General features: G+C 40.5%; 12 protein-coding genes and 1 other annotated feature. Of the genes, 6 read left to right on the forward strand and 6 right to left on the reverse strand.

Annotated features, from left to right (window positions below):
- Together LI162_RS10900 and dfrF are read left to right on the forward strand one after the other, a co-directional pair.
- A partial coding sequence (locus LI162_RS10900; protein WP_227156599.1) for a tyrosine-type recombinase/integrase occupies positions 1-1,205 on the forward strand: 1,205 nt, incomplete at its 5' end.
- Between the two features lie 237 nt (positions 1,206-1,442).
- Positions 1,443-1,937, forward strand: coding sequence for a trimethoprim-resistant dihydrofolate reductase DfrF (gene dfrF, locus LI162_RS10905; protein ID WP_002322211.1), 495 nt, complete (start codon positions 1,443-1,445; stop codon positions 1,935-1,937).
- Positions 1,938-2,294: 357 nt separating this feature from the next.
- On the opposite strand, the gene proS is transcribed toward dfrF, so the two are convergent.
- From proS to LI162_RS10920, 3 genes are all read right to left on the reverse strand, one after another.
- A complete protein-coding gene (gene proS / locus LI162_RS10910; protein ID WP_015528678.1) occupies positions 2,295-3,731 on the reverse strand; it encodes a proline--tRNA ligase in 1,437 nt (478 codons plus the stop codon).
- A 95-nt stretch (positions 3,732-3,826) separates the two neighbouring features.
- Positions 3,827-4,070: a binding site (T-box leader), on the reverse strand.
- Positions 4,071-4,119: 49 nt separating this feature from the next.
- Complete coding sequence (locus tag LI162_RS10915; protein WP_227156601.1) at positions 4,120-5,253, reverse strand: toxic anion resistance protein; 1,134 nt, start codon at positions 5,251-5,253, stop codon at positions 4,120-4,122.
- Between the two features lie 57 nt (positions 5,254-5,310).
- On the reverse strand, positions 5,311-6,516 hold the full coding sequence (locus LI162_RS10920) for a 5-bromo-4-chloroindolyl phosphate hydrolysis family protein (RefSeq protein ID WP_020437198.1): 1,206 nt from the start codon (positions 6,514-6,516) through the stop codon (positions 5,311-5,313).
- Between the two features lie 114 nt (positions 6,517-6,630).
- Between LI162_RS10920 and LI162_RS10925 the strand changes: the two genes are divergently transcribed.
- Positions 6,631-7,299, forward strand: a complete 669-nt coding sequence (locus LI162_RS10925) for an RluA family pseudouridine synthase (protein ID WP_020437199.1) — start codon at positions 6,631-6,633, stop codon at positions 7,297-7,299.
- A gap of 124 nt (positions 7,300-7,423) precedes the next feature.
- On the opposite strand, the gene spoVG is transcribed toward LI162_RS10925, so the two are convergent.
- The 3 genes from spoVG to LI162_RS10940 all read right to left on the reverse strand — a co-directional run bounded on the left by spoVG (position 7,424) and on the right by LI162_RS10940 (position 10,181).
- Complete coding sequence (gene spoVG / locus LI162_RS10930) at positions 7,424-7,714, reverse strand: septation regulator SpoVG (RefSeq protein ID WP_055147886.1); 291 nt, start codon at positions 7,712-7,714, stop codon at positions 7,424-7,426.
- 77 nt (positions 7,715-7,791) lie between these two features.
- The gene (glgD, locus tag LI162_RS10935; RefSeq protein ID WP_020437201.1) at positions 7,792-8,910 is read right to left on the reverse strand and encodes a glucose-1-phosphate adenylyltransferase subunit GlgD; all 1,119 of its coding nucleotides are present in this window, start codon (positions 8,908-8,910) and stop codon (positions 7,792-7,794) included.
- Positions 8,907-10,181: a glucose-1-phosphate adenylyltransferase gene (locus LI162_RS10940; RefSeq protein ID WP_227156603.1), complete on the reverse strand. Its 1,275-nt coding sequence runs from the start codon at positions 10,179-10,181 to the stop codon at positions 8,907-8,909. The genes glgD and LI162_RS10940 overlap by 4 nt, the downstream gene beginning before the upstream one ends.
- 226 nt (positions 10,182-10,407) lie before the next feature.
- Between LI162_RS10940 and murC the strand changes: the two genes are divergently transcribed.
- The 3 genes from murC (at position 10,408) to LI162_RS10955 (ending at position 14,218) form a co-directional block, all read left to right on the forward strand.
- The gene (gene murC / locus LI162_RS10945; protein WP_227156605.1) at positions 10,408-11,784 is read left to right on the forward strand and encodes a UDP-N-acetylmuramate--L-alanine ligase; all 1,377 of its coding nucleotides are present in this window, start codon (positions 10,408-10,410) and stop codon (positions 11,782-11,784) included.
- A gap of 268 nt (positions 11,785-12,052) precedes the next feature.
- The gene (locus LI162_RS10950; RefSeq protein ID WP_055157754.1) at positions 12,053-13,171 is read left to right on the forward strand and encodes a DnaD domain protein; all 1,119 of its coding nucleotides are present in this window, start codon (positions 12,053-12,055) and stop codon (positions 13,169-13,171) included.
- 60 nt (positions 13,172-13,231) lie between these two features.
- Entirely contained in the window at positions 13,232-14,218 is a 987-nt protein-coding gene (locus LI162_RS10955) for an ATP-binding protein (protein ID WP_015528668.1), read from the forward strand.

Genomic DNA, 14,218 nt, shown 5'->3' on the forward strand with positions numbered 1-14,218 from the left:
ACGCTGGAACAGAAAGTAAAAGTGAAACGGAAAAACTGCTCCGTCAGGCAATGGACGATTACGAAAGCAAGAAATTCATTGCAAAGTCGGAAAATATTACAATTGGAGAATTACTTGATATATGGGCAGAGGAAGAATTAAAGACCGGTACGCTCAGTAATGGGACAGTCCAGAATTACCTCGGTGCCATTACCAACATCAAGAAGCATCCAATTTCAGAGAGAAAGTTGAAAAATGTAACATCTGAGCATTTACAAGCCTTCTTCAATCTGCTTTCCTTTGGTGGCACTTATCCAGATGGTTCAGAAAGAAAAGGTTATAGCAAAGATTACATTCGTTCTTTCTCGGCAGTATTACAGCAGTCATTCCGATTTGCAGTATCACCAAAGCAATATATCACTTTCAATCCGATGCAGTATATTAAGCTGAAATACCAGACGGATGAGGTTGACCTGTTTTCCGATGATGACATGGATGGCGATATACAGCCAATTCCACGAGAGGATTATGAAAGACTGATTGAATTTCTACAGAATTACAATCCACCGGCAATACTTCCAATCCAGATAGCTTATTATGCAGGACTTCGTATCGGTGAAGCCTGTGGTCTGGCATGGCAGGACGTGAATCTTGAAGAACAGTGCCTTACAATCAGACGCAGTATCCGATATGATGGTTCAAGGCACAAGAATATCATCGGACCAACCAAACGAAAAAAGGTAAGGATTGTTGATTTTGGAGATACACTGGCAGAGATTCTTCGCAATGCCCGAAAGGAACAACTTAAAAACCGAATGCAGTACGGAGAACTTTACCATAAAAACTACTACAGAGAAGTAAAAGACAAAAACAGAGTTTACTATGAGTTCTATCATCTGGACGGAACAGAGAATGTTCCAGAAGATTATAAGGAAATATCCTTTGTCTGCTTAAGACCGGATGGAAGTTTGGAACTGCCAAGCACGTTAGGAATTGTTTGCAGGAAGATTGCTCAGAAACTGGATGGATTTGAAGGATTTCATTTTCACCAGTTGCGACACACCTACACAAGCAACCTTCTGGCAAATGGAGCAGCACCAAAGGATGTGCAGGAACTGTTAGGGCACTCAGATGTCAGTACCACCATGAATGTCTATGCACACTCTACAAGAAAAGCCAAGCGGGAATCTGCAAGGTTACTTGATAAAGTGGCAGGCAATGACTAAATAAAACTTTCCCTTATTTCCCTTACGATTATCTCATAAGGGCAAAAATAAGGGAAAATACATATCGTTTCGCTAATGCACAGGCTGGAAAGCCTGTAAAATAGGGAAAGTTAGAAATATATTTCGGCAAACTAGAATTTGTCGAGCTGGTTAGTTCGAGATAATTTTGAGTTTGTTAAGATGTGGTGCACTTGATGGAATCACAGGTACGACATCATATTATGGAGGATGAAATAGATGATAGGTTTGATTGTTGCGAGGTCAAAGAATAATGTTATAGGCAAGAATGGTAATATACCATGGAAAATAAAGGGAGAACAAAAGCAATTTAGAGAGTTAACAACGGGTAATGTGGTTATTATGGGGCGAAAGTCTTATGAAGAAATCGGTCATCCGTTGCCTAATAGAATGAATATTGTTGTTTCCACCACAACAGAGTATCAAGGAGATAATTTAGTTTCAGTTAAATCATTAGAAGATGCATTATTATTGGCTAAAGGACGAGATGTATACATATCTGGTGGATATGGACTATTTAAGGAAGCTTTGCAAATAGTAGATAAAATGTATATCACAGAAGTAGATTTAAATATTGAAGATGGAGATACATTCTTTCCAGAATTTGATATCAATGATTTTGAAGTTTTGATAGGGGAAACACTTGGTGAGGAAGTGAAATATACGAGAACATTTTATGTAAGGAAAAATGAATTGAGTAGATTTTGGATTTAGGGTGTTTTCATAAATATATTGCTTTTTATGCATATATAAATTGTTGTAAGACAAATCCCAGTTTGACAATTTCATATCCATACACACAAAGCAGTTAGTCTTAGGATTGACTGCTTTTTAAAAAGACACCATTTAGGTGTAATGATGTCTTTTGGGTGTTATTTTATAGGTCATATCAAGGCTCATTCAATCGTGGTAAATTCGTGGTAAAATGAGTTTTTTCTATACTTCAAAATACTTGAAAGTATAGTGTTTATGCGGATAATCGAAAATTAGATATAAAATTTGTTATTAAATCAAATTCTTTTTTCTAGCAACTATGAAAGTAAATCTCTTCTTTATTTTCAACGAAATGAATTAGTATGCCTTGCCCCAGTATACCATATGCTTCGCCGGTTTTCCGCAACATACACATACATCTGAAAGATGTTCTTCCTCTTCCGGAATACATCTTGATGTAGCACCGCCTGTCTGAGCTTTGATCTCATCTTCACAGGCTTCGTCTCCACACCACATTGCTTTGATGAATCCAAGGTTCTCATTGAACTTCTCATTCATCTCATCCATTGTTGTTGCTTCATTGATATGAGAATCAAGGAATGCTTTTGCTCTTTCGAACATATCGTTCTGCATTGTCTCAAGAACTTCGGCAAGTTTTGTTGTAAGTTCATCCAGAGAAACAACGATCTTCTCTCTTGTATCACGGCGTACGATAACTGCCTGATTGTTCTCGATGTCTTTCGGTCCGATCTCGATACGTGTCGGGATTCCAAGGATCTCCTGTCCGCTGAACTTCCATCCAGGTGCTTTGTCAGAATCGTCGATTTTCACTTTATATCCTGCTGCCTTCAGTGTATCAACAAGTTCATTTGCCTTATCAAGAACACCTTCTTTATGCTGAGCGATCGGAATAATCATTGTCTGCACCGGTGCGATTCTCGGTGGAATAACAAGTCCACTGTCATCTCCGTGTACCATGATCAGCGCACCGATGATTCTTGTAGACAGTCCCCAGGATGTCTCGTATACTTCATGAAGTTCGTTATTCTTATCTGAATACTGAATACCGAATGCACTTGGGAATGAACTTCCGAAGAAGTGGCTTGTTGCTGACTGGAGTGCTTTTCCGTCATGCATCAGCGCTTCGATTGTATAAGTATCCTGTGCTCCTGCGAATTTCTCACTCTCTGTCTTACGTCCGGAAACTACCGGGATTGCAAGAACATCCTGTGCAAAGTCTCTGTAGACTCTCCACATCTGTTTTGTACGCTCTTCTGCTTCTTCGTATGTTGCATGGATTGTATGTCCTTCCTGCCACAGGAACTCTCTGGAACGAAGGAATGGTCTTGTTGTCTTCTCCCAACGAAGAACGGAACACCACTGATTCCACACCTTAGGAAGATCACGGTAAGACTGAACTGTCTTGCTCCATACATCACAGAACAGTGTCTCAGATGTAGGACGGATACAGAATCTTTCCTGAAGTTCTTCCAGTCCACCATGTGTTACCCATGCAACTTCCGGTGCAAATCCTTCGATATGATCCTTTTCTTTCTGAAGAAGGCTTTCCGGGATCATAACCGGAAGGTATACATTCTCTACTCCTGTCTCTTTGAAACGTGCATCCAGGTTCTTCTGAATATTCTCCCACAGAGCATATCCGTTCGGAAGGTAGTTCATACATCCTTTAACACCTGAATAATCACACAGTTTTGCTTCACGCACAACGTCTGTATACCACTGAGCAAAATCTTCTTCTCTGGCAGTGATATTCTGTACTAATTTCTTTGCCATTGTTCTTCTCCTTTTTGTTTTTTTGCATTGCTGTCCCCTGACAGCAGTTTGCTTTTACTTTAATATAAAAAATCGCCGGGATATCGCATCCCCACGATAGGGACCGAATATCTCCGGCGGTACCACCCTAATTAATGCAATACATCCATTCTATAATCAAAACCAACACAAATGATCTCTGTATCTGCATTCACTTTCTTCTCCTTTAACGCAGGACCTACGCTGTACTTTCATACAGAGACTCCCGGGCCGGTTCCATACCGTAATGCAAAGGCTCTCACCTGCCGCCTTCTCTCTGAAGCATGCTGCGTATCTACTATTCCCGTTCAACGTCAGTTATCAAATGAAATTCTAACTGATAAAACACCCGCTGTCAAGCCAAAAAGCTTTATCCTCTGATTTCCAGAAGCTTTGCTTTCAATTCATTTTCCATATTGCGAAGTTCCACCTCCGCTTCCCGGCGTTTTTCTCTTCCTTCTCTCTGAATGTTCATCACTTCATCCAATGTAGAGATCAGTGATTCATTTGTTGCTTTCAATGTCTCGAGATCTGCAATTCCTCTTTCAGACTCTTTTGCAGTCTCAATCGTGGACATTTTTAATGTCTCCGCATTCTTCTTCAACAGTTCATTTGTCATATCCGTCACCTGTCTCTGTGCCGCCGCCGCCTGTGAAGAATGTTCTACTCCAAGTGCGAGAATCATCTGACTCTTCCACAACGGAATTGTATTCACGATTGTAGACTGGATCTTCTCTACCATCTGTGTATCATTATTCTGAACCAGACGGATCTGTGGTGCGGTCTGGATGGAGATCATTCTCGTCAGTTCAAGATCATGTAACTTCTTTTCAAAACGGTTGCACATCGAATCCAGATCTTTTGCTGCCTGCGCATCTTCCGGGAGGCCGCTTACCTGAGCTTTGCTCATCAATTCAGCAAGCTGTGTGCTTCTTACTTCTTCCAGTTTTTTCTTTCCTGCAAGAATGTACATAGAAAGCTCTTTAAAATAAGTAAGATTCAGATCATACATTTTATCGAGTATCGCAACATCTTTCAGCAGCTGCACCTGATGGTTATCCAGTGCTTTCACGATCTGATTCACATTTTCTTCGGCTTTCGAATACTTTGCTTTCATAGATTCAACTTTATTCGATGCTTTCTTAAATATTCCAAGAAATCCTTTGCTCTCTTCTTCATCAAAGCTCTTCAGTTCAGTTACAACATTCGTAAGCAGTGTACCAACTTCTCCCAGATCCTTTGACTTCACATTTTCCAAAGCACTTTCTGAGAAATCTGCCATCTTTTTCTGTGTACCTGCGCCATACTGAAGAATCATAGAAGAATTCGTCAGATCGATCTGCTGTGCAAATGCATCTACCATTCTGCGCTCTTCTTCTGTCAGAATCGTATCATCCAGCTTCGGTTCTTCCGGCTGCACCGCCGGTTTCTTTTCTTCTTCCGCTTGAAACGGTTCCAGTGTCAGTGTCGGCACTGTACTTACATCCTTGAATGCATCACTCATAGTAATCCTCCATTTCTGTTTGTAACTGTTTTGATTCATTGTCTGTTTGTGATATCATTACTTCTTCAGCCCGTCTTCTGTCAGACCTTCCTGCGCAAGCATTGTATGAAGTACTGAAATATCTGAAGATACATCCCATGCTGTATCCTGGAACAGGCTGTCCAGTAATTTTTCAAATGCAATATTCAATGTATCTATCGTATCTTCAATCTCTTTCTTGGAAGAAATGATATTTTCTCCCTGTACCGGCTGTGCATCCAGCTCTTCATACGCTTCAAGAAGTTTCATCGTTGTCGGAAGATAATAATCCATCATTCTTCGCATATCATTCACAGAATCCGGATTCTGCTCCACGCGGTCAAAAATACGATCCACGAGCAGTTCCATGCGGGAAATCTTTGCCGAAATCACTTCTCCCGGAATTGCGTCATTCGCTGCCTTGATCCTTCTCACATATTCATCTCCTGCCTGTACGATCTTCTGTACTTCCGGTGAAAGTCTGTCATACTCTTCCCGCATCTTTTTCTGAGCAGCCTGCTCCTCTGCCTTGCGCTGTTTCATGTCTTCCATAAGAGCTGTATACTGATTCCATGCATGTTCACTGACCATCAGGCAGGATTCTTTCTCATCCAGATGTCCCTGACAGAACCAGCCTTTTGTAATCATTTTTTTCACATCTTTCAGAACCTTTCTGACATCTCGCCCTGTCGCAGAAGCAATTTCCTTAATATCACAAAATTCCCGGTCTCTCAGAACAGATACATATTGGCGAAACCTTCCCACCGTACGTACCATATCCACTCCTACATAAGTCATCACTGCAAAAGATATAAAAGCAACTGCAAAAATTCCAATAATCAGACCACTGACTACATCAAACGCTGTGATCACACTCCCAATCAAAGTGATGATAAGGAAAATAACAGAAGTCAATCCAAATACAGCTCCTGTCGCTGCCAGAAAAGTTCCGCCGATCTTTACCGAAGTTCCTTTGAGATATCTTGGGCTTACCGGTACCGGACAATATCTCTGGTTTTCTGCACCTGACCTGTTTCCGGCATTCTTTGTATTTCCATATAATGGCTGTCCTGTCTTCGGATCTCTGTACCATCCACCGTTTTTAATTCCTGCTGAGACACAGTCCATCGCATGGTTCACTGTATCCGACACCATCTGATTCAGTCTGCTGTAATCCTTTGTATCAATTGCATCCTGTATCGTCTGCTTTATCTCTTCTCCAAAATGTTCCCAGTCATTATTCATTGATGTTCTCCTTAAAAGCTTGACCTGATTCGTTTGCATCATGTATCATTATAACATTATTAATTCTCAGTTTAGACGCAACTTTAGCGATTGTCAAGAAAGAAGGATACAACTATGATTTCATCACTTACCCCTGAAATAATATATGAGGACAAGGATATTATCATCTGTCATAAACCTGCTGGAGTTCCTACCCAGAGCAGCCGCATTGGCACAAAAGATATGGTCAGTATTTTAAAAAATCATCTGATAAAAAATACTGCTAAAAAAACCGCTTCACGCGAACCTTATCTTGCTGTCATCCATCGGCTGGACCAACCGGTAGAAGGACTTCTTGTTTTTGCAAAAACACCTGCTGCCGCAAAGGAACTTTCCCGCCAGCTTACCGCATCTGGTTTTGGGAAATATTACCGTGCACAGGCTTTAGGCATTTTCGAACACAACGAAGGAACTCTGGAAGACTATCTTGTAAAAGACGGACGAACCAACACCTCCCGTGTCTGTGAAGAAAATGTGCCTGATGCAAAATATGCACGACTTCATTATAAAGTAATCCATACAGATACACTTCCTTCTGGTGAACCTTTTTCCCAACTGGAAATTCATCTGGATACCGGGCGTCATCATCAGATCCGCGTGCAGTTTGCACATGCCGGGCACCCTCTGATCGGGGATCGGAAATATGGCACTGCCGCATGCACTTCACGACAGTTAATGCTTTGTGCCTGTCGACTGGAATTCACACATCCGACAACCGGTGAAAAAATGGTTTTTCATTTATAAGACAAAAAGGAAAAGTGCAGTGATCGGGCAATCACTGCACTTTTCCTTTCGCCTGTTTCCTATCTATTGTATTAGCCCTGCCTTTACCTGTCATTTATCCAAATAAGAGCAGCACCACAATACCCTACATCTCGTCAACAACCAACGGCTCCGGCTCTTCTTCAAGTGCCTGCTGATATCTTGCAAGAATTGTTGACTGAATTCGTTCTCTTGTTCCTGAATTGATCGGATGTGCGATATCACGATACTCACCATCTAATGCTTTTTTACTTGGCATTGCAATGAAAAGCCCCTTTTCACCTTCGATCACTTTGATATCATGAACAACAAACTCCTCATCAATTGTGATAGATACTACTGCTTTTAACTTTCCCTCTTTCGCAACTTTACGTACACGTACATCTGTAATCTGCATATTACAGTTCCCCTTTCTCTTTTGCATTATCACGGAATATGAACACCCTTTTTCAGGGTTTTTGTGCTTATCTTGGCTTATAATGCATATCTTTCATTCTTTTCAATAACTATTTTAATTCCGTCTTCCCCTACATGTCTTGTATTCGCACGGATCGTATCCCTGCTCTCTACAATACAGTTCTCAATGTATGTATTATCTCCAAGATATACATCATTCAATATGATAGAGTTCTTGATCACGCAATTATTTCCAACAAATACTTTCTTGAAAATAACTGAGTTCTCTATCGTTCCATTAATAATACTTCCACTTCCAACCAGACTGTTCTTCACGATCGCACCCGGATTATATTTTGCCGGTGGCTGATCACTCACCTTAGAATATACACTTGGCAGATCCTTGAAGAAATATTTTCTCACTTCCGGTTTCAGGAAATCCATATTCGTCTTGTAATATGCATCTACTGTTGAAATATTATTCCAATAGCTTTCAATCTTATAACCATAAATCTTCTTTACATTCTTATAACGGATCAGGATATCATTTACGAAATCATGTCTCTCTTCTTCCGCACATTGTTCTACAAGATCGATCAGCAGTCTTCTGCGGATCACATAAATTCCTGTAGAGATTGTCTGTGATCTTGCAATCATCGGTTTTTCTTCAAATTCTTCGATTCTGCAAGATTCATTCATCTTAACGGTTCCGAATCTTGTCGCATCTTCTCCTGCTCCAAGTTCTTTACAAACAACAGTGATATCTGCTTTCTTCGCAATATGATATTCCAGCACTTTATTATAATCCATCTTATAGACTGCATCACCTGATGTAATGATTACATAAGGTTCATGACATCTTCTCAGGAAATCCAGATTCTGATAAATCGCATCTGCTGTTCCTCTGTACCAGTAACCATTATCATCTGTGATCGTAGGTGTGAATACATATAATCCACCTTGTTTTCTTCCGAAATCCCACCATTTGGAGGAATTCAGATGCTCATTCAAAGAACGGGCATTGTACTGTGTCAGCACAGCAACTTTCTGGATATGAGAGTTTGTCATATTACTTAATGTAAAGTCAATTGCGCGATAGCTTCCGGCAACCGGCATTGCTGCTGCCGCACGTCTTGAAGTCAGCTCTTTCATCTTTCTGCTGTTACCGCCGGCTAAAATTATTCCTACTGCTCTCATACTCTGTCACCTGCCTTTATCAATGTCTCACCGCTTGCAAGTACTCCATCTATGTAATCCTCGGATGATGTCACTCCACTGATGGCGGTATTCTTTCCAATCTGTACTCCTCCCGGAATCACTGAATTCTCTCCGATCGTAGCCAGTCCACCGCTGTAAATATTCGGTTTCATCTTATTCGGAACTTCACTTCCGATTCCGATAGAAACATCATTTCCAATTACCGTGTCTTCTGCTATGATTGCTTTCTCGATCACGCAGTTTTCTCCGATTGTAACTCCCTGCATAATAATCGAGTCACGGACTACGCTGCCCTTTCCTACAGTAACACTTCCTCCAATAACAGAACTGTGGACTTCTCCGTAAATTTCTGTTCCGTTTGCAATGATACATCTGTCTACAACAGCATTCTCTGCAATATACTGTGGAGGAATGTTCGCACTGTTCGTATAGATCTTCCAGAATTCTTCATAAAGATTAAACTCCGGAATGATATCGATCAGTTCCATATTCGCTTCCCAATAAGAGCTGAGTGTTCCAACATCTTTCCAGTATCCGTTGTACTCATATGCAAACAGCCTGTCCCCTTTTTCATGACAATATGGAATAATATGTTTTCCGAAATCACAATTTGGCTGGTCTTTCAGCTTGATAAGTGCCTCTTTAAGAACCGGCCAGCTAAAGATATAGATTCCCATTGATGCCAGATTACTGCTTGGCTTCTCAGGCTTCTCTTCAAATTCTTTGATCCTGCTGTCCTGATCTGTCACTACAATTCCGAAACGGCTTGCTTCTTCCATCGGCACCGGCATCGCTGCAATTGTCACATCAGCATCGTTTGCCTTGTGGAAATCAAGCATCACTTCATAATCCATCTTATAAATATGATCTCCTGAAAGAATCAGTACATAGTCCGGATTATAAGTCTCTATGTAATTCAGATTCTGATAAATGGCATTCGCTGTTCCTGTATACCACTCACTGTTTGTACTCTTCTCATATGGTGGGAGAACTGATACCCCTCCAACGTTGCGGTCCAGATCCCACGGAATTCCAATTCCAATATGTGTATTCAGGCGAAGCGGCTGATACTGTGTCAGTACACCAACCGTATCGATTCCCGAGTTAATACAGTTGCTAAGCGGGAAATCAATAATACGGTACTTTCCACCAAAAGCAACTGCTGGTTTTGCAACTTTTGATGTAAGTACTCCAAGTCGACTGCCCTGTCCACCCGCCAGCAGCATGGCAATCATTTCCTTCTTATACATTACGTCACCTCATTTCAAGTAAGCTAAAATCATTATACCATATATTTAGAAATAACAAACATATTTTACAATTTTTTTCATACTTTTTTCTCCTTTTTATCAATTTCTACCAAAAAGATCTTCTTTCTTTTTTTTCGATATATAGTATAATATAAACGATATAGAAGATTTATGACTAAAATCACAAGTTATTTTATAAAATCTATTAAAGAAAGGGCGTATCTCAATGTATAAAATCAATTTTGAAAAGCCGATACATATTCATTTTATTGGAATTGGCGGAATCAGTATGAGCGGTCTTGCTGAGATTCTTCTGGAAGAAGGATTTACTGTATCCGGTTCAGATTCAAAGGAGTCTCCACTCACAAAAAAGCTGGAGTCTGAAGGTGCCATCATCCATTACGGACAGTGTGCCGAGAACATTTCTGACGGAATTGACTGTGTTGTATACACTGCTGCGATCAATAAAGCTAATCCGGAGCTTATGGAAGCTGTTGCCCGCAAAATTCCAATGCTTACACGCGCAGAGCTGCTTGGACAGCTGATGAAAAATTACAAGACACCGATCGCTGTATCCGGTACTCATGGAAAAACTACTACTACATCCATGATCTCTCATATTTTACTTGCAGCCGATCTGGATCCTACAATTTCTGTCGGCGGTATCCTCAAGGCGATCGGTGGTAACATCCGCGTTGGAAAATCCGAGACTTTTATCACAGAAGCCTGTGAATATACAAACAGTTTCCTTCATTTTTATCCGAAGATCAGTGTCATTCTCAATATTGAGGAAGATCATCTGGACTTCTTCAAGGATCTCGAAGACATCAGACATTCTTTCCATCAGTTTGCGGCACTTCTTCCTTCTGATGGAACTTTGATCATCAATGGTGATATCGACAATTATCAGGAGATTTATGAAGGTCTTGACTGTAATGTGATCACTTATGGTTCTTCTGATATGCTTGACTACAGTGCTGCTAACATCACTTATGATGAAAAAGGGCTTGTTGCATTTGATCTTATAAAGAACAGAAAAGCGGTTGACCATATCCAGCTTTCTGTAACAGGTGATCATAATGTGTCAAATGCACTTGCATCTATTGCTACTGCTGAACTGCTTCAGATTCCAATGGAAACAATTAAAAAGGGAATTCTTTCTTTCAGCGGAACAGACCGTCGTTTCGAATACAAGGGAACATTTAACGGTGTAACTGTTGTCGATGATTATGCACATCATCCGACAGAGATTGCCGCTACTCTGAAGGCTGCACAGCACTACCCACACAATCAGGTATGGTGTGTCTTCCAACCACATACTTATACGAGAACAAAGGCTTTCTTCCATGAATTTGCAGAAGCTCTTTCTCACACGGATCATCTGGTGCTTGCAGATATCTATGCAGCTCGTGAGACAGATACTCTCGGAGTTTCTTCTGCCGGTCTTGCAGAGGAAGCGCGCAAACTTGGAACAGATGCACATTACCTTCCAAGTTTTGAAGAAATAGAAGCTTTCCTTAAAGAAAACTGCAAATCCGGAGATCTCCTGATCACAATGGGAGCCGGAGATGTTGTCAAAATCGGCGAAGACATTTTAAAATAAGGCTTTCTCAATAACTTTGCTAAACTATTCTGTGGAAAAGTTCACATAGATATCCACATGCATGTGAACTTTTCCACACTTTATCCACATTTTCTCCACATAGTTATCTACAAAAAAGTCCTAGTTACCCACTCGAAAATTCTTTTTAAGATTCTCATATGATGTTATAATATTCACACTAAAGAGAAGAAGATATAGATTTCAGGTTGCCCCTCATCAGACAGAGCAAGTGGCAATTGGTTAATACATAGAGAAAGCAGGATAAGTTATGAAGACTTTGGTTTTAAAGAATAATTTTCAGATGAATATGACAATGCTGCCGAACAGCTTTGTAGATCATTATATGGCGAATGCGAACGGAGAGTTTGTAAAAGTATACCTTTTTCTTCTCCGCCATGTTGAGGATGCTGCATCTTCTCTGAGCATCTCCATGATCGCAGATTATCTGAATAATACAGAGAACGATGTTCTTCGCGCTTTCCGTTACTGGGAATCTGTCGGTCTTCTCAGACTTGGACACGGACCGGACGGTGGAATCACTGCCGTTGAATTTCTTCGCGATGAAGAAGAGAATACTTGTGGAGATACAACTGATTTTTCCAGCTGTGCATCAGGCTATCCACAGGATTCAATTCCAACTCAGACTCCGGTAGCTCCGGTAACAGAGTTCCGCTCAGAAGCTGTTTCTGCACCGGTAGAAAGCAGTATCCAGACTCCTGTTTCCAATGCGGTTCCTCTTGATACATTCCGTGCCCAGAAGGAGATCAAGTCTCTCCTGTTTATCACAGAACAGTACCTTGGCAAGACACTGACGCATACGGATGTCGACACAATTACTTACTTCTATGATACGCTACATATGTCTGCTGATTTGATTGAATATCTGATTGAATCCTGTGTAGAGAACGGACATAAGAGTATGCATTATATCCAGAAGGTTGCCATTTCCTGGGTAGAGAACGGAGTTGAAACTATATCACAGGCAAAAGAACAGGCTGCTGCATACAGCCGTAACTGCTACACGGTTTTGAATGCATTCGGCATTAAGAACAGAGGACCTGCCTCTTCCGAACTGGAATATATTAATAAATGGGCTGATACTTATGGATTTTCCGCTGACATCATTCAGGAAGCCTGCCGCAGAACAATCTCTGCCACACATCAGCCAAGTTTTGAATATGCTGACTCCATTCTCACAAAATGGTATGAATGCAATATTCATCATCTGACTGATATCAATGCCTTAGATCATGAATTCCAGAAAGAACGTTCCTTACATAGAAGTCCTGTCACAAAACCAAAGAATGTCACAAGAAATCTGAATAATTTTGAGAGACGTTCCTACGACATGGATTCTCTGGAAGAGCAGCTTTTAAAGAGCAACTAATGAAAAAACAATAGTTTAGAAGATCAATTATTTTTAAGAGAATTTAAAAGGAGTCTTTTCATGGGATTAAAAAATTCACAGTACCATGCAATCATGCGTAAATATGAGCAGAAACAATTACATAGCCATGACATTCAGGTGGCCCGGTATGAAGAAGTCTATAAAAAGCTCCCTGAATTCAAAACACTTGATGACTCCATTGCCTCACTGTCTATTCAGCATGGAAAGAAACTACTTGATGGAGATACCAGTGCAGTTGATGCTTTAAAGAAAGATCTTGCAGAATTACGTAATCGTAAGATTCATCTGCTCAAATCAGCCGGCTTCCCAGAAGATTATCTGGAGCCGGTTTACGACTGTCCGGATTGTAAAGACACTGGATACATTGGTAATAAAAAATGCCATTGTTTCAAAAAAGCGATCATTGGATTGCTTTATGACCAGTCAAATATTAAAAAATTCCCTGTAGAAGCAGATTTTAGCAATTTCAGACTTGACTATTATCCGGTTTCACATTACGATAAGAAAACGGGACGTTCTTCTCGTTCCATGATGGAAGATACTTTGCGCATCTGCCATCATTTTATCGACAGCTTTGGTACAGAGTTTAACAATCTCTTTTTCTATGGAGATGTCGGTGTTGGGAAAACCTTTCTCTCCACCTGTATCGCAAAAGAGATTATGAACAGAGAATATTCTGTTTTATATTTTTCTGCTCCACAGCTTTTTAATACTCTTGCCAAGAATGCATTTGACAAAAATGACATTGATGCACATAACATGTGTGAATACATTTTTGACTGTGATCTGCTTATTATTGATGATCTTGGTACAGAGTACACAAACGCCTTTATTGCATCACAGTTTTTTACTTGCATCAATGAAAGGCTGCTGCATCGGAAATCAACGATTATTTCAACAAACCTTTCTTTGGAGTCGCTCGCTGATCTTTATACTGAGCGTTCTTTCTCCAGAATTACAAGCAGATATAGTCTGTTGAAAATAGTCGGTGATGATATACGTATTAAAAAGAAGTTAGAACATTAG

The sequence above is a fragment of the Mediterraneibacter sp. 210702-DFI.3.120 genome (assembly GCF_020561005.1).
GTDB classification, from domain to species: domain Bacteria; phylum Bacillota; class Clostridia; order Lachnospirales; family Lachnospiraceae; genus Mediterraneibacter; species Mediterraneibacter faecis.

What these genes read in the sequence shown, in the direction of transcription:
- LI162_RS10920 (WP_020437198.1), bottom strand. Translation starts at nt 6,516, where the DNA reads ATGAATAATGACTGGGAACATTTTGGAGAAGAGATAAAGCAGACGATA.
- LI162_RS10940 (WP_227156603.1), bottom strand. Translation starts at nt 10,181, where the DNA reads ATGTATAAGAAGGAAATGATTGCCATGCTGCTGGCGGGTGGACAGGGC.
- LI162_RS10955 (WP_015528668.1), top strand. Translation starts at nt 13,232, where the DNA reads ATGGGATTAAAAAATTCACAGTACCATGCAATCATGCGTAAATATGAG.
- murC (WP_227156605.1), top strand. Translation starts at nt 10,408, where the DNA reads ATGTATAAAATCAATTTTGAAAAGCCGATACATATTCATTTTATTGGA.
- proS (WP_015528678.1), bottom strand. Translation starts at nt 3,731, where the DNA reads ATGGCAAAGAAATTAGTACAGAATATCACTGCCAGAGAAGAAGATTTT.
- LI162_RS10950 (WP_055157754.1), top strand. Translation starts at nt 12,053, where the DNA reads ATGAAGACTTTGGTTTTAAAGAATAATTTTCAGATGAATATGACAATG.
- LI162_RS10915 (WP_227156601.1), bottom strand. Translation starts at nt 5,253, where the DNA reads ATGAGTGATGCATTCAAGGATGTAAGTACAGTGCCGACACTGACACTG.
- glgD (WP_020437201.1), bottom strand. Translation starts at nt 8,910, where the DNA reads ATGAGAGCAGTAGGAATAATTTTAGCCGGCGGTAACAGCAGAAAGATG.
- spoVG (WP_055147886.1), bottom strand. Translation starts at nt 7,714, where the DNA reads ATGCAGATTACAGATGTACGTGTACGTAAAGTTGCGAAAGAGGGAAAG.
- dfrF (WP_002322211.1), top strand. Translation starts at nt 1,443, where the DNA reads ATGATAGGTTTGATTGTTGCGAGGTCAAAGAATAATGTTATAGGCAAG.
- LI162_RS10925 (WP_020437199.1), top strand. Translation starts at nt 6,631, where the DNA reads ATGATTTCATCACTTACCCCTGAAATAATATATGAGGACAAGGATATT.